The sequence below is a fragment of the Roseateles sp. GW821-FHT09H11 genome (genome assembly GCF_059415845.1).
Genome location: NZ_JBWKOA010000004.1, coordinates 635,907 through 652,792 on the forward strand (window position 1 = coordinate 635,907; position 16,886 = coordinate 652,792).

Below are 16,886 nucleotides of genomic sequence, written 5' to 3' on the forward strand. Positions count from 1 at the left end.
CATGGACCGACGACACCTGCTCCGAAGGCTTGCGGCCGGATCCCTGACGATCTCGCACGCCCGCCTCTTCGCCACGGGCGCCACCAGCACCGCAGGCCAGGGTCTGGAGAAGCCGGTGACGCCGGTGCCCCTTGGAGCGAATGCCGAGCGTGAGGAGGCGATTGAGCGGAGAGGGGCACCGGCGTCACCGGCTTCGGGCGGTGTCGGACGGCCCCGCTTCCTGCTCGTCTTCCTGCGCGGCGGCTACGACGCCACCAACCTGCTGATCCCCACGAGCAGCAGCTTCTACTACGAGCAAAGACCGCGCATCGCCATCGCCAGACCCTCGCCGACCGACGCTGCCTCCGCGCTGCCGCTCAACGCCGACTGGGGGCTGCACCCTGCCCTGCGCGCGAGCCTGTTCCCGCTGGTGCAGGCGGGCCAGGCGCGCTTCCTCCCGTTCGCCGGCACGGAGGATCTGTCGCGCAGCCATTTCGAGACGCAGGACAGCATCGAGCTGGGCCAGCCGGTGGGCGGTTCGCGCGACTACAACTCGGGCTTCCTGAACCGCCTGGCGGCGGAGCTCGACGCGCAGCAGGCGCTGTCGTTCACGGACCAGTTGCCGATCGCGTTCCGCGGCCCGGTGCGCATCGCCAACGCCGGCCTCCGTGAGACCGCGCGTCCCGCCGTCGACGCGAAGAACCGCGCGCTGATCGCCAGCATGTACCAGGGCCAGAGCCTGGGCGCGTCCGTGGAGGAAGGGCTCGCGCTGCGCGAGGAACTCGCGCGCGACCTGTCGCCGGACCGGATGAAGACGATGACCGATGCCGCCGGTCGCAATGCGATTCCCGCCAAGGGCTTCGAGCTGGAGGCGCGCCGCATCGCGACGCTGATGCGCGGACGCTTCAGCCTGGGTTTCATCGATGTCGGCGGCTGGGACACGCACGTCAACCAGGGCGGCGCGACCGGGCAACTGGCCAATCGTTTCGAGGAGCTCGGCCGCGGCCTCGCGGCCATCGCGGATGAACTGGGACCGGATCTCTGGCGGCAGACCACGGTCATGGTGATCAGCGAATTCGGCCGCACCTTCCGCGAGAACGGCAACCGCGGCACCGACCACGGTCACGGCAGCGTGTACTGGCTGCTGGGCGGCGGCCTCGCGACCGGCAGTCCGGTGGCCGGCGACCAGATCGCGCTGACGGCGACCTCGCTGTTCCAGAACCGCGACTACCCCGTGCTCAACGACTACCGCGCCGTGCTGGGCGGGCTGTGGCAACGCCAGTTCGGGCTGTCCAGCGAGGCCCTGGCCCGTGTCTTCCCAGGTGTCCGCCCCAAGGACCTTCGCCTGATCTGACACGGCTTCGCCCAAAGCCCCCAGGCCTTGCAAGCGCTTGCAGGCGAAGGCTTGCAGATGAGATCAATTCTCATCTAGGATCATCCTCAAACGAGAAGACTCCTGCGGGTTCCGACCCCGCGCGACCAATGCAACTTGCAGAGAGGTTGCGCCGCGATGCGATCGGCATCGTTTCGCGGCTCGACCTCTCTTTTCTTTTTGCGTCGGGAGCCGGCCTTGCCGGACTTCACTTCCCGTTCCCGCCACAGCAAGCGTTCCTGCCAGCCCGTGTCCGCCGGCCCGACCGGTTCACGCCTTGATCGTCAGGAGTCGCCATGCCCTTGCTTCCCTCCCGCATGCCCGCGCCCGAAGGCGCTTCCCTGCCCGCTTCCGGCCCCGGCCTCCCTCCCGCGGGGGAGTCGCGGGCCGCCCCGATGGCGGTCGACGGGGGATGCGCCGCCGCCGATCATCCGGGCGTGGAGTGCCTGCGCTGGATGGCGCTGAAGATCACCTGCGGCCTCGCCCCCGACGAGCCGGCCCTGCTGCGGCAGCACCAGCTGGCGCTGGAGCAACTGGTCGACGCTGGCGTCCTCGCGCCGATCCCCGCTCACGAACAGGCCCTCCGGCTGCTGTACGGCGCCGCTCACAACTCGCTGCTACCCTGGCATTGGCGATGTGCCTGCCTGGATCAGCTCAACCGTCCGCTCGCGGCGTTGCACCGGTTGGCCGACGCCCAGGGCGACGCCGCCCTCGTCGCGCGCCTGCAGCGCTTCCATTGGCGCCTGAGCCGCAGCCCCCTTCAGGAATGACCAGGAAAGAAAAATTCCCATGAGCAAGGCCACCCGCATCGAACGCGATTCCATGGGCGAAGTCGCCGTGCCCGTCGACGCGCTGTACGGCGCGCAGACGCAGCGCGCGATCGAGAACTTCGCCATCAGCCGCCAGCCCATGCCCGAGCGCTTCGTGCGCGCGCTGGTGCTGCAGAAGGCGGCCGCGGCGCGCGCCAACATCGCGCTCGAGCAGGTGCCGGCCGACATCGGCCAGGCGATCGACCGCGCCGCGACGCAGCTGCTGCAGGACCCGGCGCTGATGAGCCACTTCCCGGTGGAGATCTTCCAGACCGGGTCGGGCACCAGCTCGAACATGAATGCCAACGAAGTGATCGCCACCGTGGCCACGCGCCTGATCGGCAGCGGCGCGGCGAATCCGGTGACGGTCAATCCGAACGACCACGTCAACGCGGGCCAGAGCAGCAACGACTCGATCCCGACGGTGCTGCACATCAGCGCCGCGCAGGCGCTGCAGGGCGAGCTGCTGCCGGCGCTGGACCTGCTGGTGCAGACGCTGCAGGAGAAGATCCAGAGCGTCGGCCATCACGTGAAGACCGGCCGCACCCACCTGATGGACGCGATGCCGCTGCGCCTGGGCCAGGAGCTCGGCGGCTGGTGCGCGCAGATCGAGGCGCGCCGCGCGCAGCTGCGCGCGCTGCTGCCGTCGGTGTGCGAGCTCGCGCAGGGCGGCACCGCGGTGGGCACCGGCATCAACGCGCATCCGGACTTCGCGCAGCGCTTTGCCGAGGAGCTGTCCACGCTGACCGGCCTGAGCTTCCGCCCGGCGCCGGACTTCTTCGCCGCGCTGTCGGCGCAGGACACGGCGGTGGCGCTGTCGGGCGCGCTGAAGGGCCTGGCGGTCTCGCTCATGAAGATCGCCAACGACCTGCGCTGGATGAACTCCGGCCCGCTCGCCGGCCTGGCGGAGATCGAGCTGCACGCGCTGCAGCCGGGCTCGTCGATCATGCCGGGCAAGGTCAATCCGGTGATTCCGGAAGCGGTGACGATGGTCTGCGCGCAGGTCATCGGCCATGACGCGGCGATCACGATCGCGGGTCAGTCGGGCAACTTCCAGCTCAACGTGATGCTGCCGCTGATCGCGACCAACCTGCTGGACAGCCTGGCGCTGCTGTCCGCGGCCACCAAGGCGCTGGCGGAACAGGCGATCCGAGACTTCAAGGTCAACACCGACGGGCTGCAGCACGCGCTGGCGCGCAACCCGATCCTGGTCACCGCGCTGAACCGCGAGATCGGCTACCTGAAGGCCGCCGCGATCGCCAAGCGCGCGTATGCGGAGAAGCGGCCCATCCTCGACGTCGCCGAGGAGATGACCGACTTCGACCGCGCCACGCTCCAGCAGATGCTGGATCCCGCAAAGCTGACCGATGGCGGACTCTGACGCGATCCCCCGCGACGACCGCGCGCTGGCGCGCCGGCATCGGCTGCGCCAGGGCTTCGGCTTCGCGATCCTGCTGATCGGGGCGGTCCTGCTGCTGCAGCAGGGCTGGACCTGGATCAGACCGGGCGGCGGCATCGGCCACGGCTCGGTGATCACGATGGCGCTGCAGGCGGGCCTGCTGGCCGCCGCGGCAACGGCCTTCGGCACGCTGCCCGCGCTGGGCACGCGCAGCCTGTCCGCGCGCGGGCAGGACGCCCTGATGGGATTCGGCGCCGGCGTGATGCTGGCGGCCTGTTCGTTCTCCCTGATCATTCCCGGCCTCGAGGCCGCGCGCGCGCATTCGACGCCGACCGGCGCCGCCACGCAGGTCGCGCTGGCGGTGCTGCTGGGTGCGTGGGCGCTGATGGCGCTGGACCGCTGGCTGCCGCACGAGCACTTCATCAAGGGCCGCGAGGGCATGGACCCGACGCGGCTGCGGCGCACGACGCTGTTCGTGATCGCGGTCACGCTGCACAACCTGCCGGAGGGCCTCGCGATCGGCGTGGCCTTCGCGGCCAACGATCCGGTCGCGGCCGCCAGCCTGAGCCTGGCCATCGCGATCCAGGACCTGCCGGAGGGCTTCGTCATCGCGGTGGCGCTGATGACGGTGGGTTACTCGCGGCGCAAGGCGCTGCTGCTGGGCGCGGCGTCGGGGCTGGTCGAACCGGTCGGCGCGGTGCTGGGTGCCTGGGTCGTTTCCGCCTGGCCGCTGTTGCTGCCGTGGGGACTGGGCTTCGCGGCGGGCGCGATGCTCTTCGTCATCAGCCACGAGATCATTCCCGAGTCGCACCGCAAAGGCCACGAGCGCTGGGCGACGCAGGGGCTGATGCTTGGCTTCGCGCTGATGATGGTGCTGGACACGGCGCTGGGCTGAGCGTCCGGCGCCTGGCCTCCGGCATCCGTAACGCGCCCCTTCCGCCTGGTTTACAACTCGCCGCGTTCAATCGGCAGCCTTTCACGCGGCCCCCGCTCGCGCACGGGACCGGCCGCCCACAAGCCCCGCACGTCCCTTCACCATCGGTGTTCTGCTTTCTTGCCTGCAGGACCCGAGCCGTGATGAAGAAGTTTTTCGCCGCGCTTGCCGCGCTCGCCGCCGCCCTCCCCGTCGTTTCGACGACCGCGCACGCCGCCGGCCTGACGCCGCTGGAACAGCGCTGGATCGCGGGCATGTCGCCGGTCCTGCAACACGCGAAGACCTCGGGCATGCCGGTCGACATCGTCGTGCAGCCGCAGGACGCGCCGGAGGCGGCGCCGCTCGCCCTGGGCTTCAAGGATGGCCGCTGCAAGCTGGTGCTCAGCCTGCGCGGCAACCCCGAGGGCGAAGCGACGACGCAGCGCCTGCCGGCGGGCCTGGAGGACAGCGCGCTCGAACTGATGGCGGCGCATGAACTCGGCCATTGCCGCCGCTACCTGGATGGCGCGTGGTTCAACCTGCCGGTGGGTTTCTCGGCCACGCCGGTGCCCGACGGCCTGAGTCCGGACCTGCAGCGCGCCTACCTGTCGATGAAGTCCGTGCGCCGCGAGGAAGGCTACGGCGACCTCGTCGCACTGGGCTGGACCGCGCAGCGTCATCCCGACCAGTACGCCGCGTTGCACGCCTGGCTGATGCAGGAACGCAGCCGCGACCTGCTGCCGGGCAGCCACCACGACACGCTCGCGTGGCTCAAGCTGGCCCGTGATGCGAAGGCGCTGGGAAGCGCGCCGTCGATGTTCGACGCGGCGCTGCCGGTCTGGCAGTCCGGGCTGAGCATCGATGAGGACTGAATCGCGTGAATGACCCGGCCCGGCGGGCCCGGGTCTACAAGGCGCTCAGCGCAGGTTGAAGGTCTTCAAGGTCGTCAGCGGCTGCGCGCTGGCGGGCTGCGCCAGCACCACCAGCACCCCCTCGCGGGTCAGGCCGAGCCAGCCTCCGTTCGGCGTGCGCCAGGCCACCTGACGCGTCGCGAGGTCCAGCGCCAGCGTCTGCTTGTCGGTGGACACGAACAGATGGCTGTCGGTCAGCACCATCTGGCGCTGCCAGTAGCCGTCCGTCGATTCCATCGGCCAGGACCACAGCAGGGCGCCGTCGCTCAGCTGGCGGGCCTCCACCGACTTCGTCTGCTGGTTGGACGCATAGACGATGCCGTGTGCCGTCACCGGGTGATCCATGAACTGGCCGGCGACATCCCAGCGCTGCGCGCCGGTGGCGCGGTCGACCACGGTCAGATGGTTGTCGACGACCTCGCCCGGTGCCATCTCGCGATGGCTCAGCAGCACGGCGCTCACGCCGTCGTCCGGCAGCACCGGCGCCTGGAAGGTGGCGAACTGGGTGAACTTCTGGTCTTCGCGCGTGGGGACGGGCTGCTCGGCGAGGATGCCGCCGTCGCTCAGCCGGAGCACGCGGTACATGCCGCCCGCATTGATGTACACGAGGCCCGCCGTCGCGTCGACCGTCGGTCCCCATCCGATGTAGTTGACGTTGGCCACCCGGTCGGAGAGCACCGTGCGCCAGACCTGGCTCAGGTCCGCCGTGTTGAACGCGGACACGTAGTTGACCTCGGGATCGACCGGCAGCAGCAGGCGATCGCCCGACACGGTCCAGCCCGGATCGATCGTGGCGTAGGCCTGGCTGGTGTGATCGCCCAGGAGATCGCCGCTGGTGGTCGACGTCATCATCACCCGGCTGCGCCGCGTGCTCCAGAACAGCCGGTCGCCCGCGACCATCGCCTGCGTCGGCGCCATCGGCAGCGTCGCCGACCACAGGTCCTTGCCGTCCTGCAGGCCGATCACGGACGCGTTCGTCGTGGCCGCGCTGTCGGCCCGCAGCGTGGGCACCGCAATGCGACCCTGTCCCAGGCCCAGCGCCTCGCCCGGGATCGTCCCGCCGTACAACCACCGCGCCCAGCGCGCGCTGAACTTCGCCGGATCGAGCGTCAGCGGCGCGTAGCCCGTGCGGGATGACGTCCCGCCGTAGCCGGCCCAGTCCGACTGGCCCGGGATCGCCGCCGGCAGCGTCGTCAGCGTGGGGGCGCCGCCGGTGCCGATCTCCAGCCGGTAACGCACCTTGTTCGGCACGTAGTTGGTGAGGATCTCGAAGAGCACGACGTTGATCTCGATCGTGCCGGTGTAGACGCCCGGCTGCAACTGCGTCACGAAACCGACGCTGAGCTGCACGTCGCCGCTGGGCAGCACGTCGCGGTACACATGGTCCACGACACGGAGCGTCGCGTTGTTGTCCGGCACCTCGTTCCAGAGCGGTCGGACCGTGTTGATCCCGTCATGCCGCTTGGAGGCATAGATCTTGACGTCCGGGCACGAGGCGCCCGGCTCCGCGGGCTTGCAATCGGCCGTGTTCTGGCTGAGCGAATACGGGACCTTGGTCTCGTCCAGCAGGTTCCCGATCGCTTTCTCGACCGCGCCGCCGCAGCCGGACAGCATCACCGAGACCATCAGCGCCACGATTGGCGCGCACAGGTTTCCCAGGGCGGGCAGGCGCCGCCGCATCGTCGACAACATGAATCTCTCCCTGATCGAAGGCGGCGCCCGATGCCCTCGTCGAGGGTCAGGTCTTGTCGCCAGCGCGCCGGAATCTACGTCCCCCGTCGCTCCCAGGCAAGCCAGTCCGAAGGGGGATCGGGAAAACGCCAAGATCCCTGCGGACGAAACCGCCCCCCTCCAAGAAGTTCGGCGATATGCACAAGCGTTCGCAGGCAAGTCGCCACATTCAACGCTTTCATAACGTTTTGCTCACAGGTCGAACGCTACGCTGGCAACTTTTCCACTGAGTGCTGCCGTTCCAGCCCTGCCCCGAGAGTCCTCATGTCCCTACACACCCGCGTCCTGCTCGCCGCCCTGTCGGCCAGTCTCCTGTCGTCCACCTTGCCCGCCGCCGCGGCGTCGCACTGGGAATACACCGGCGACAAGGGCGCCGCGCATTGGGGCGAAATCGATCCGTCATTCGCCGCCTGCGCCTCGGGCCATGAGCAGAGTCCGATCAACATCGTCAAGACGGTGAAGGCGGCGCTGCCCGCCCTCGCCTTCCATTACGGCAACGCCGCGCCGACGATCTGGAACAACGGCCACACGGTGCAGGTGAACCTGCCGGCCGGCAACACGCTGGAGGTCGGCGGGCAGAGCTACGAACTGCTGCAGTTCCACTTCCACACGCCCAGCGAGGAGCACATCCAGGGCAAGTCCCTGCCGATGGTGGCGCACTTCGTGCACAGGAACGCGGCGGGCGAACTCGGCGTGGTGGCGGTGCTGATCCGCGCGGGACGTTCGAATGCGGCGTGGGACTCGGTGTTCCAGCACCTGCCGCGCGTGGGCGAGAAGATCACCGTGGATGAGTGGTCGCTGGACCTGGGCGCCCTGCTGCCGAAGTCGCTGGGTTACTACGATTTCGCCGGCTCGCTGACCACGCCGCCCTGCTCGGAGGGGGTGCACTGGATGGTGCTGAAGGAACCGGTGACGTTGTCGTCGCGCCAGATCGCCGCGTTCCGCCAGTTGGTCGGCCGGAATGCGCGGCCGGTGCAGGCGCTGAACGCGCGGGTGGTCCAGGAAAGCGAGTGAGCCGGCGCACGGCGCCGCACGCACGACGAGGGCGCGAGCGCGGGCCGGCTCAGCCGAGCGCGCGTCCGATCAGGATCTTCTGCACCTCGGACGTGCCTTCGTAGATCTGCGTCACGCGGACGTCGCGGTAGATCCGCTCGACCGGGAAGTCGCTGACGTAGCCGTAGCCACCGTGGACCTGGATCGCGGCGGAGCAGACGCGTTCCGCCATCTCGCTGGCGAAGAGCTTGGCCATCGCGGCCTCCTTCAGGCAGGGCTGGCCGGCGTCCTTCAGCGCGGCGGCGTGCCAGATCAGCTGGCGCGCGGCCTCGATCTGCGTGGCCATGTCGGCGAGCTTGTGCTGCATGGCCTGGTGCTCGAAGATCGGCACGCCGAAGGCCACGCGCTCCTTGCTGTAGCGCAGTGCCGCCTCGAAGGCCGCGCGCGCCATGCCCACCGACTGCGACGCGATGCCGATGCGGCCGCCTTCCAGCCCCGACAGCGCAATCTTCAGCCCCTGCCCTTCCTCGCCGATCCGGTTGGCGGCGGGCACGCGGCAGTTCTCGAACAGGATCTGCGCCGTGTCGCTGGCGTGCTGGCCCATCTTGTCCTCGATGCGCGCCACGATGTAGCCGGGCGTGCTCGTCGGAACCAGGAAGGCCGAGATGCCCTTCTTCCCCGCGGCCTTGTCGGTCACCGCCATCACGATGGCGACGTCGCCGTTCTTGCCGCTGGTGATGAACTGCTTGACGCCGTTGAGGACGTACTCGCCGCCATCCAGCGCGGCGGTCGTCTTCAGGCCGCCGGCTTCGGAGCCCACATGCGGCTCGGTCAGGCAGAACGCGCCCAGCATGTCGCCGCGCGCCAGCGGCTTGAGGAAGCGCTGCTTCTGGTCCTCGTTGCCGAAGGCCATCAGGATGCTGCACACCGGGCAGTTGTTGACGCTCACCACGGTGGAGGTCGCGCCGTCCCCGGCGCCGATCTCTTCCAGGATGATCGCCAGCGCCAGGTAGTCCAGGCCCGCGCCGTCGTACTCGGTCGGCACGGCCACGCCGTAGCAGCCCAGCGCGGCCAGGCCCTTGAGCTCCTCGGCGGGGAACTGGTGGGACTTGTCCCACGCGGCCGCCTTCGGTGCGATCTGGTCTTGCACGTAGGCGCGGACGGCGTCCTGCACGGCGCGGTGGTCTTCGGAAAGCAGCATGGTCAGCTCTTGGTCGGAGAGGGATCGGGGGTGGATCCCGTGACGGTGGCGGCGCTCGTGGCGCCGGGGGGAATGCGGTAGCGGAGCGTGTCCTGGTTCGACACCGTCGACCAGGGGCGCGCGACGATGTGGTCGCCGTCGACGGCGAGGCGCTCGCGCAGGCGGGCGTCCATGGGTTGCCGGGCCAGCCAGGCGGGGCGCTTCGCGGGTTCGACAGCTCCAGCCGACAGCGCGAGGCGGGCGGCTTCGTTCAGCAGCATCAGGGAGGCCTGCTTGCGGGCGTAGTGCGGATAGCTCGACGCGCTGACCGAGACCAGCATCCCGCCGATCGAGTTGCGCCACGGCACGCCGAGCACCCACTGCGAGGCCAGATCCGGCTGCCAGTCGAGCAGCGTCAGCGGGCCTTCACCGGCTTTCCGCCGCGCTTCTTCCCACTGCGCATCCATCAGGTGCTGCGTCGCGTGGGGCATCGTCCAGAACTGGGGCTCGCAGCGCAAGGTCGTGGTCGACGGCGCGGCATGGGGATTCACGCCCTCGTCGATGCAGGCGATCTCACGGATGGACTCCCGACCGAACTGGGACTCGCTCCGGATCCAGATGGACGCGTCGAGCGCCTGCGCCGGAAGCGGCCGCAGCACCGCGTGCAGATCGGAGCCTGCCTTTGGATAACGTGCGGCCAGATCGGTGATGACGCGCCAGTGGATCCGCGCCATCGCGCCGGAGACACCGATGCCGATCAACGTGCGCGTGCCCGCGAGCATCGCGCCGGACAAGGCCTCGGCCTGCCTGGCGAAGCCCAGCATCGCGGCGGTGTCGCCCGACTCACCCGCGAGAGCGGCGCGCACCTCGAGCCAGCGCAGGCAATTCACCGTCGAGTGCCACTGCAGCCCGGTCGCGCGACGCGAGTAACTGTCGCCGGCCGTCTTGAGTTCCGCGCGCGGCGTGATCATCGGTTCTTCGAGGGTCACGCCCGCACGGGCCACGCCTTCGCAGCGACGGCCGATGTCGGCGTGAGCGTCGATCAGCGCACGCAACCCCGTGGCTTCGCGCGTCCAGACGGCCACGCAATCCTGTGTCTGCGCGTCGCATTGCCACGCGTCGGTGGCCGGACTGCGCTCCGCGGTCGAGGGCCACTGCCGCGGCGCAGGTGGCTCGCGCAGATCGATCTCGCCAGCGTCGATCACAGCCCAGCGCTTGACGCCTTCCGCGTGCGGATCGTCGCCCGCGGCCGTCAGGCCGATCAACGCAAAGAACGCGTTGCGTTCCGGCGGCAGCGTCGGCGCCGGCACGCGCAGCGCCTCCGGCACCGGACGCGGCGCGTCGTCGACCAGCCGGTTGTTGAACGCCGCCCAGGCCGCCGCGAGCGTGACCACGCCCAGCAGGCAGCCGCCCAGGATCTTCAGCGTCACGCGAGCCCACCGCTTCATCGTTCTCTCCCTGAGTCTTGCTCTGTGGTCAGCGAGTATCGGACGACCGCAGCCCTCGCCCCTGCCCTCCCCCGCAAGCGGGAGAGGGAGGACGAGCGCGTCACCAGGGCAGCGGGCTGCCGTCGTAGTTGAAGAACGCGCCGTTGTCGCCCGGCTTCAGTCCGTCGAGCACGCCGCGCAGGCTGGATGCGCTGGTGGCGACGTCGATGTCGGCCTCCTGCCCGCCCATGTCGGTCTTGACCCAGCCCGGGTGCAGGCTGACGCAGATCGCACGGCCGTCGAGCGTCAGCGCGACGTCCTTCATCACCGAGTTCACCGCCGCCTTCGACGCGCGGTAGACCCAGCCCGCCGAGTTCGCGCGCAGCGTCAGCGATCCCATCCGCGAGGACAGGATGCCGATGCGCGCGTCCGGCGCCAGCGCGTCCAGCAGCTGCGGCAGCACGCGCATCGGGCCCAGCACGTTGGTGTGCATGACGGCGTCGAAGTCCGCCTGGCTCGGCGGCTGCAGGCCGATGGTCTTCGGGCCGTAGAGGCCGGCCACGTACATGACGCGGTTGAACTGGTAGCCGTCGAGCTGCCAGGCCAGGCCGGCGATGCTGACCACGTCGGACACCTCGAGCTTGATCGCCGTCGCGCCGAGCGCGCGCAGCTTCTCGAGGCTGGCGTCGTCTCGCGCCGTCGCGACGACCGTGTCGCCGCGCTCGCGATGCTGCTTCACGAGCTCGAGGCCGATGCCCCGCGAGGCGCCGATGATGAGGACTTGCGTCATCCGGTCCGTCCTCAGATCAGCTCGACGCCGACGGCGGTCGCTTCACCGCCGCCGATGCACAGCGCCGCGACGCCGCGCTTCAGGCCGCGATGCTTCAGCGCGCCCAGCAGCGTGACGAGGATGCGGGCGCCCGACGCGCCGATCGGATGCCCCAGCGCCACGGCGCCGCCGTTGACGTTGACGATCTCGTGCGGCAGCTTGAACTCGGCCATCGCCGCCATCGTCACCGCGGCGAAGGCCTCGTTGACTTCCCACAGGTCGACGCTCTTCGCATCCCACTGGTTCTTGGCCAGCAGCTTCTGGATCGCGCCGACCGGCGCGGTCGTGAACCATTCCGGCGCGTTCGCGTGCACCGCGGTGCCGACGATGCGTGCCACCGGCTTCACGCCCAGCTTGTTGGCAGTCGACTCGCGCATCAGCACCATCGCGGCGGCGCCGTCGGAGATCGACGACGAGGTCGCGGCCGTGATCGAGCCGTCCTTCTTGAACGCCGGCTTCAGCGTCGGGATCTTGTCGAGCTTGGCCTTGAAGGGCTGCTCGTCGCGCGAGATCACCGTGTCGCCGCCCTTGCCGGCGATCGTCACCGGCGCGATCTCCCACGCGAAGCTGCCGTCCTCGTTGGCGCGCTTGGAGCGCTCCGTCGACGCGATGGCGAACTGGTCCTGCGCCTCGCGCGTGAAGGCGTACTTGTCGACGCACTGCTCGGCGAAGACGCCCATGGCCTTGCCGCGCTCGTACGCATCTTCCAGGCCGTCCAGCGCCATGTGGTCGTACATCTGCGCGGCGCCGTACTTCACGCCCTTGCGCGCGAACATCAGGTGCGGCGCGTTGGTCATGGATTCCATGCCGCCGGCGATCAGGATGTCGGCGCTTTCGGCCTTCAGCGTGTCGTGCGCGAACATGGTCGCGCGCATGCCGGCGCCGCACATCTTGGACAGCGTCACCGCGCCGACCGACTGCGGCAGGCCCGCCTTCAGCACGGCCTGGCGCGCCGGGGCCTGGCCCTGGCCGGCCATCAGGCAGTTGCCGAGGAAGGCTTCCTCGATCGAATCGGTCGGGATGCCGGCGCGCTCGACGGCCGCCTTGATGGCGACGGCGCCCAGCTCCCACGCGGCCAGGCCGGCGAAGTCGCCCAGCAGGCCGCCGATCGGCGTGCGGGCGGCGGAAACGATGACGATGGAATCGGACATGGGGGTCTCCTTCAAAGAAATCAGGGAATGCGCCGGCAACGATGGAGGCGAGGGGCGCGGTCGGTGATCAGTGGATCGGAAGCTCGCGGTCCTGCGACTCCGGCACCCTCAGGGCCGGGGCGACGTCGCGGGCGTGGAAGCGCTTGTGCGGGTCGTACGGGAACACGTCCTCGACGTGCCCCGCCAGGATGCGTTCCTTGTGGGTCTGCCAGAACGCGGGATCGAGCAGGTCGGCGTGGTGCGCCATGAAGACGTCGCGCACGCCCGGATGGCCGAGCAGGAACGGCCCGAAGGTCTCGGGGAACACGTCGTGCTTGTTCACCGTGTACCAGACCTCGCCCGACATTTCGTCTTCCTCGTTGCGGGCCTCGGGCACCTTGCGGAAGTTGCAGTCGGTCAGGTATTCGATCTCGTCGTAGTCGTAGAACACGACCTTGCCGTGGCGCGTCACGCCGAAGTTCTTCCACAGCATGTCGCCCGGGAAGATGTTGGCCGCCACCAGGTCCTTGATCGCGTTGCCGTACTCGACCACCGCATGCGCCAGCTGCGCCGGCGACGCCTCCTGCAGGTAGATGTTGAGCGGCACCATGCGGCGTTCGATGTAGAGGTGCTTGAGGACCAGGTCGTCGCCGGTCTCCTCCAGCAGCGAGGGGCAGAAGTGCTTCAGTTCCGCCACCAGCTCGTCCTCGAAGCGGTTGCGCGGGAAGGCGACGCGCGTGTACTCCAGCGTGTCGGCCATGCGCCCGACGCGGTCGTGCTGCTTCACCAGCAGGTACTTGGACTGGATCTGCTCGCGCGTCGTGTCCTTCTGCGGCGGGTAGAAGTCCTTGATGACCTTGAAGACGAAGGGATACGACGGCAGGTCGAAGACCAGCATCACCATGCCCTTGATGCCGGGCGCGATGCGGAACTTGTCGCTGCTGTGGCGCAGGTGGTTGAGGAAGTCCCGGTAGAAGAGGTTCTTGCCCTGCTTCTGCAAGCCGAGCGTCGCGTAGATCTCCGAGCGCGGCTTGCGCGGCATCAGCGAGCGCAGGAACTGCACATAGGCGCTGGGCACTTCCATGTCGACGAGGAAGTAGGCCCGCGCGAAGCTGAACAGCATCTGCAGCTCGTCCTCGCCGAACAGCGCGGCGTCGATGTAGAGCTGACGCTCGCCCGAGGGATCGGTCGTGCCGTCGGCCGACTCCTTGTGCAGGATGGGCAGCGCGAACGGCGTCTCGGTGAAGCCGTTGATGATCTTGCCGACGATGTAGGCGCCCTTGTTGCGGAAGAACAGCGAGGACAGCACCTGCACCTGGAAGTTGGTCCGCCAGCGGAAGGCACCGAGCTCCTGGCCGGCGGCCTTCAGCACCAGGTCGATGTCGCGGCCGAGGTCCTCGAACTCCAGCGCCAGCTGGAAGTTGAAGACGATGCGCATGAAGGTGTCGCGCAGCGTGTCCTGCGAGGGGTAGTAGCAGCGGTAGGTCGGCTGCGCGGCCGGTTCCTCGTTCTCGATGAACTCGGTGGAGATCGCCGGCCGGACGAAGATGAACTCGTTGTGGAAGTAGCTGTGGTGGAGGATGCGCGTCGTGACCGAGTTGAAGAAGGTCTCGGCGAGCTCCGGCCGCAGGTGCTTGGTCAGCAGGCCGATGTAGTGCAGCTTGACCTGCTGCCAGACCTCGCTGGGCAGCTCGCTGGTGCGGAAGCGCTGTTCCAGCTCGATGACGGCCTCGTCGACGCGCAGGTCGTAGAACTCGATGCGCTCGCGCTGCGCGCGCTGCTGGCCGTGCCAGTCGGCCTGCTCGAAGCGCTGCTTGGCGGTCGCGGACGCGGCGCGGAACAGGCGGTAGTGCTTGTCGAAGCCCGCGAGCATCGCCTGGGCGATCTCGAACGCGCGCGGATCGTTGAGCTCGTGGGGGAACATGGCGTCTTGCTCCGTCCCGATCGTGTCCGTTGTATCCGCGCGGAGGCCGTCCGGGCTCAGCGGCCCATGGCCGCCTCGTAGCGGCGGTGCAGTGCCTCGAGGGCGCTGCGGTAGGCGGGACCGACGTCTTCGGCCTTGCCGACGGTGATGCTCAGGTCCTTCAGCAGGCCGTTGTGCAGGCCGTAGACCCAGCCATGCACGGCGACCGACTGCCCGCGCGCCCAGGCGTCCTGGACCACGGTGGTCTGGCAGGCGTTGCGGGCCTGCTCCAGCACATTGAGCTCGCACAGCGCATTGGCGCGCTGGTCGGCGGCCACCTGGTCCAGCCATTCCTGGTGGTGGTTGCGCACGTCCTGGACGTGACGCAGCCAGTTGTCCACCAGGCCGACGCGCAGGTCTTCCAGCGCGGCGCGCACGCCGCCGCAGTTGCTGTGGCCCACGATGATGATGTGCTGGACCTTCAGCTGGTCCACGGCGAACTGCATGACCGACAGGCAGTTCAGGTCCGAATGGACCACGACGTTCGCGACGTTGCGGTGGACGAAGAGCTCGCCCGGCAGCAGGTCCACCAGCTCATTGGCCGGGACCCGGCTGTCCGCGCAGCCGATCCACAGGTATTGCGGCGTCTGCTGCTTCAGCAAGCGCGAGAAGAAGCCGGGCGACTGTTCCTCAGTCGCGGTGGCCCAGCGCTTGTTGTTGTCCAGCAGGTCTTGCAGTTCGTTCGTACTCATGACCAGCATTGTCGCGTCACATGGCGTGACAGTAGCGAATGCGGCTTTCCAACCAAGCGGCACCCATGGAACTGGCTCTGCCAGGCCATCGGGTGCGCCCCCTCGGGGGGCCGGCGAAGCCGGTAGGGGGGGTCACATTGTCTCGGCGAAGAGCTCGCGACCGATCAGCATGCGCCGGATCTCGGACGTGCCCGCGCCGATTTCGTAGAGCTTCGCGTCACGCCAGAGGCGGCCCAGCGGGTACTCGTTGATGTAGCCGTTGCCGCCGAAGATCTGGATGCCTTCGCCGGCCATCCAGGTGGCCTTCTCGGCGCACCAGAGGATGACGGACGCGCAATCCTTGCGCACCTGGCGGACATGGGCGCCATCGAGGGCGTCCAGGTTCTTGCCCACGGTGTAGCAGAACGCGCGGGCGGCCTGCAGCACGGTGTACATGTCGGCGACCTTGCCCTGGATCAGCTGGAACTCGCCGATCGACTGGCCGAACTGCTTGCGGTCGTGGATGTAGGGGACGACGTTGTCCATCACCGCCTGCATGATGCCGATCGGACCGGCGGCCAGCACGGCGCGTTCGTAGTCCAGGCCCGACATCAGCACCTTGGTGCCGCCGCCGACCTGGCCCAGCACGTTCTCGGCCGGGACCTCGACGTCCTGGAACACCAGCTCGCCGGTGTGGCTGCCGCGCATGCCGAGCTTGTCCAGCTTCTGCGCGATCGAGAAGCCCTTCATGCCCTTCTCGATCAGGAAAGCGGTCATGCCGCGGGCGCCGAGCTCCGGCTCGGTCTTGGCATAGACGACCAGCGTGTCCGCGTCGGGACCGTTGGTGATCCACATCTTGTTGCCGTTGAGGACGTAGTAGCCGCCCTTGTCCTCCGCGCGGAGCTTCATCGACACGACGTCGGAGCCGGCGCCGGGTTCGCTCATCGCCAACGCGCCGACGTGTTCGCCGGAGATCAGCTTGGGCAGGTACTTCTGCTTCTGGGCGTCGGTGCCGTTGCGCTTGATCTGGTTGACGCACAGGTTGGAGTGGGCGCCGTAGCTCAGGCCGACCGAGGCGCTGGCGCGGCTGATCTCCTCCATCGCCACCATGTGGGCGAGGTAGCCCATCGCGGCGCCGCCGTACTCCTCGGGCACGGTGATGCCCAGGACGCCGACGTCGCCCATCTTGCGCCACAGGTCCATCGGGAACTGGTCGCTGCGATCGATCTCCGCGGCGCGGGGGGCGATCTCGGCTTGCGCGAACTCGCGCACTGCGTCGCGCAGGGCGTCGATGTCCTCGCCGAGGTGGAAGTTCAGACCGGGCAGGCTCATGGGTTTGTCTCCTCGACCGCCTCCGCGGACGCCTCTCCGGGCGGCCGCTGGGCTGTTCGTCTTACGTTTACGTAAACGTCAATTGTAGGGCAGGACTCCCCGCCGGCAAGCTTCGCAGAAATGCGTAAGTAGCGTCCCGCCCTCCGCAGTCGGGCTCGGTGGCTCGGGCCTGGGGGGGGGGGGGGGGGGGGGGGGGGGGGGGGGGGGGGGGGGGGGGGGGGGGGGGGGGGGGGGGGGGGGGGGGGGG

14 protein-coding genes are annotated in these 16,886 nt (G+C 69.0%); 6 read left to right on the forward strand and 8 right to left on the reverse strand.

Going from position 1 to position 16,886, the window contains the following annotated elements; translation table 11 throughout:
• Position 1: 1 nt before the first annotated feature.
• The 5 genes from AC07PR_RS16820 (at position 2) to AC07PR_RS16840 (ending at position 5,344) form a co-directional block, all read left to right on the forward strand.
• On the forward strand, positions 2–1,333 hold the full coding sequence (locus AC07PR_RS16820; protein ID WP_495135951.1) for a DUF1501 domain-containing protein: 1,332 nt from the start codon (positions 2–4) through the stop codon (positions 1,331–1,333).
• A 314-nt stretch (positions 1,334–1,647) separates the two neighbouring features.
• Positions 1,648–2,121: a hypothetical protein gene (locus tag AC07PR_RS16825; protein WP_483108881.1), complete on the forward strand. Its 474-nt coding sequence runs from the start codon at positions 1,648–1,650 to the stop codon at positions 2,119–2,121.
• A 19-nt stretch (positions 2,122–2,140) separates the two neighbouring features.
• Positions 2,141–3,541 carry a class II fumarate hydratase gene (locus AC07PR_RS16830; protein WP_377157624.1) on the forward strand — a complete coding sequence of 467 codons (1,401 nt, stop codon included), beginning with the start codon at positions 2,141–2,143 and terminating at the stop codon, positions 3,539–3,541.
• Entirely contained in the window at positions 3,528–4,454 is a 927-nt protein-coding gene (locus AC07PR_RS16835; RefSeq protein ID WP_495135952.1) for a ZIP family metal transporter, read from the forward strand. Before AC07PR_RS16830 ends, AC07PR_RS16835 begins: the two co-directional genes overlap by 14 nt.
• A 182-nt stretch (positions 4,455–4,636) precedes the next feature.
• Positions 4,637–5,344: a hypothetical protein gene (locus AC07PR_RS16840; RefSeq protein WP_495135953.1), complete on the forward strand. Its 708-nt coding sequence runs from the start codon at positions 4,637–4,639 to the stop codon at positions 5,342–5,344.
• A gap of 45 nt (positions 5,345–5,389) precedes the next feature.
• Here AC07PR_RS16840 and AC07PR_RS16845 read toward each other — a convergent pair whose 3' ends face one another.
• A complete protein-coding gene (locus AC07PR_RS16845; RefSeq protein WP_495135954.1) occupies positions 5,390–7,075 on the reverse strand; it encodes a PQQ-binding-like beta-propeller repeat protein in 1,686 nt (561 codons plus the stop codon).
• A gap of 303 nt (positions 7,076–7,378) precedes the next feature.
• Here AC07PR_RS16845 and AC07PR_RS16850 point away from each other — a divergent pair, with 303 nt between their 5' ends.
• Positions 7,379–8,128 (forward strand): carbonic anhydrase, encoded by a 750-nt coding sequence (locus AC07PR_RS16850; protein ID WP_495135955.1) that lies wholly within the window; start codon positions 7,379–7,381, stop codon positions 8,126–8,128.
• A 49-nt stretch (positions 8,129–8,177) separates the two neighbouring features.
• Here AC07PR_RS16850 and AC07PR_RS16855 read toward each other — a convergent pair whose 3' ends face one another.
• The 7 genes from AC07PR_RS16855 to AC07PR_RS16885 all read right to left on the reverse strand — a co-directional run bounded on the left by AC07PR_RS16855 (position 8,178) and on the right by AC07PR_RS16885 (position 16,639).
• Positions 8,178–9,308 carry an acyl-CoA dehydrogenase family protein gene (locus tag AC07PR_RS16855; protein WP_495135956.1) on the reverse strand — a complete coding sequence of 377 codons (1,131 nt, stop codon included), beginning with the start codon at positions 9,306–9,308 and terminating at the stop codon, positions 8,178–8,180.
• A gap of 2 nt (positions 9,309–9,310) precedes the next feature.
• Positions 9,311–10,735 (reverse strand): hypothetical protein, encoded by a 1,425-nt coding sequence (locus AC07PR_RS16860; protein ID WP_495135957.1) that lies wholly within the window; start codon positions 10,733–10,735, stop codon positions 9,311–9,313.
• Positions 10,736–10,835: 100 nt separating this feature from the next.
• On the reverse strand, positions 10,836–11,504 hold the full coding sequence (locus AC07PR_RS16865; RefSeq protein ID WP_377157635.1) for an SDR family oxidoreductase: 669 nt from the start codon (positions 11,502–11,504) through the stop codon (positions 10,836–10,838).
• An 11-nt stretch (positions 11,505–11,515) separates the two neighbouring features.
• Positions 11,516–12,694 carry an acetyl-CoA C-acyltransferase gene (locus tag AC07PR_RS16870; RefSeq protein WP_377157637.1) on the reverse strand — a complete coding sequence of 393 codons (1,179 nt, stop codon included), beginning with the start codon at positions 12,692–12,694 and terminating at the stop codon, positions 11,516–11,518.
• Between the two features lie 67 nt (positions 12,695–12,761).
• Entirely contained in the window at positions 12,762–14,597 is a 1,836-nt protein-coding gene (gene aceK / locus AC07PR_RS16875) for a bifunctional isocitrate dehydrogenase kinase/phosphatase (protein WP_495135958.1), read from the reverse strand.
• 56 nt (positions 14,598–14,653) lie between these two features.
• Complete coding sequence (gene can, locus AC07PR_RS16880) at positions 14,654–15,328, reverse strand: carbonate dehydratase (protein ID WP_377157639.1); 675 nt, start codon at positions 15,326–15,328, stop codon at positions 14,654–14,656.
• A gap of 132 nt (positions 15,329–15,460) precedes the next feature.
• Entirely contained in the window at positions 15,461–16,639 is a 1,179-nt protein-coding gene (locus AC07PR_RS16885) for an isovaleryl-CoA dehydrogenase (RefSeq protein ID WP_088404942.1), read from the reverse strand.
• Positions 16,640–16,886: the final 247 nt, after the last annotated feature.

Coding starts and splice junctions, on each gene's coding strand:
- aceK (WP_495135958.1), bottom strand. CDS start 14,597: ATGTTCCCCCACGAGCTCAACGATCCGCGCGCGTTCGAGATCGCCCAG.
- can (WP_377157639.1), bottom strand. CDS start 15,328: ATGAGTACGAACGAACTGCAAGACCTGCTGGACAACAACAAGCGCTGG.
- AC07PR_RS16825 (WP_483108881.1), top strand. CDS start 1,648: ATGCCCTTGCTTCCCTCCCGCATGCCCGCGCCCGAAGGCGCTTCCCTG.
- AC07PR_RS16835 (WP_495135952.1), top strand. CDS start 3,528: ATGGCGGACTCTGACGCGATCCCCCGCGACGACCGCGCGCTGGCGCGC.
- AC07PR_RS16860 (WP_495135957.1), bottom strand. CDS start 10,735: ATGAAGCGGTGGGCTCGCGTGACGCTGAAGATCCTGGGCGGCTGCCTG.
- AC07PR_RS16850 (WP_495135955.1), top strand. CDS start 7,379: ATGTCCCTACACACCCGCGTCCTGCTCGCCGCCCTGTCGGCCAGTCTC.
- AC07PR_RS16855 (WP_495135956.1), bottom strand. CDS start 9,308: ATGCTGCTTTCCGAAGACCACCGCGCCGTGCAGGACGCCGTCCGCGCC.
- AC07PR_RS16870 (WP_377157637.1), bottom strand. CDS start 12,694: ATGTCCGATTCCATCGTCATCGTTTCCGCCGCCCGCACGCCGATCGGC.
- AC07PR_RS16840 (WP_495135953.1), top strand. CDS start 4,637: ATGAAGAAGTTTTTCGCCGCGCTTGCCGCGCTCGCCGCCGCCCTCCCC.
- AC07PR_RS16845 (WP_495135954.1), bottom strand. CDS start 7,075: ATGTTGTCGACGATGCGGCGGCGCCTGCCCGCCCTGGGAAACCTGTGC.
- AC07PR_RS16865 (WP_377157635.1), bottom strand. CDS start 11,504: ATGACGCAAGTCCTCATCATCGGCGCCTCGCGGGGCATCGGCCTCGAG.
- AC07PR_RS16830 (WP_377157624.1), top strand. CDS start 2,141: ATGAGCAAGGCCACCCGCATCGAACGCGATTCCATGGGCGAAGTCGCC.
- AC07PR_RS16885 (WP_088404942.1), bottom strand. CDS start 16,639: ATGAGCCTGCCCGGTCTGAACTTCCACCTCGGCGAGGACATCGACGCC.
- AC07PR_RS16820 (WP_495135951.1), top strand. CDS start 2: ATGGACCGACGACACCTGCTCCGAAGGCTTGCGGCCGGATCCCTGACG.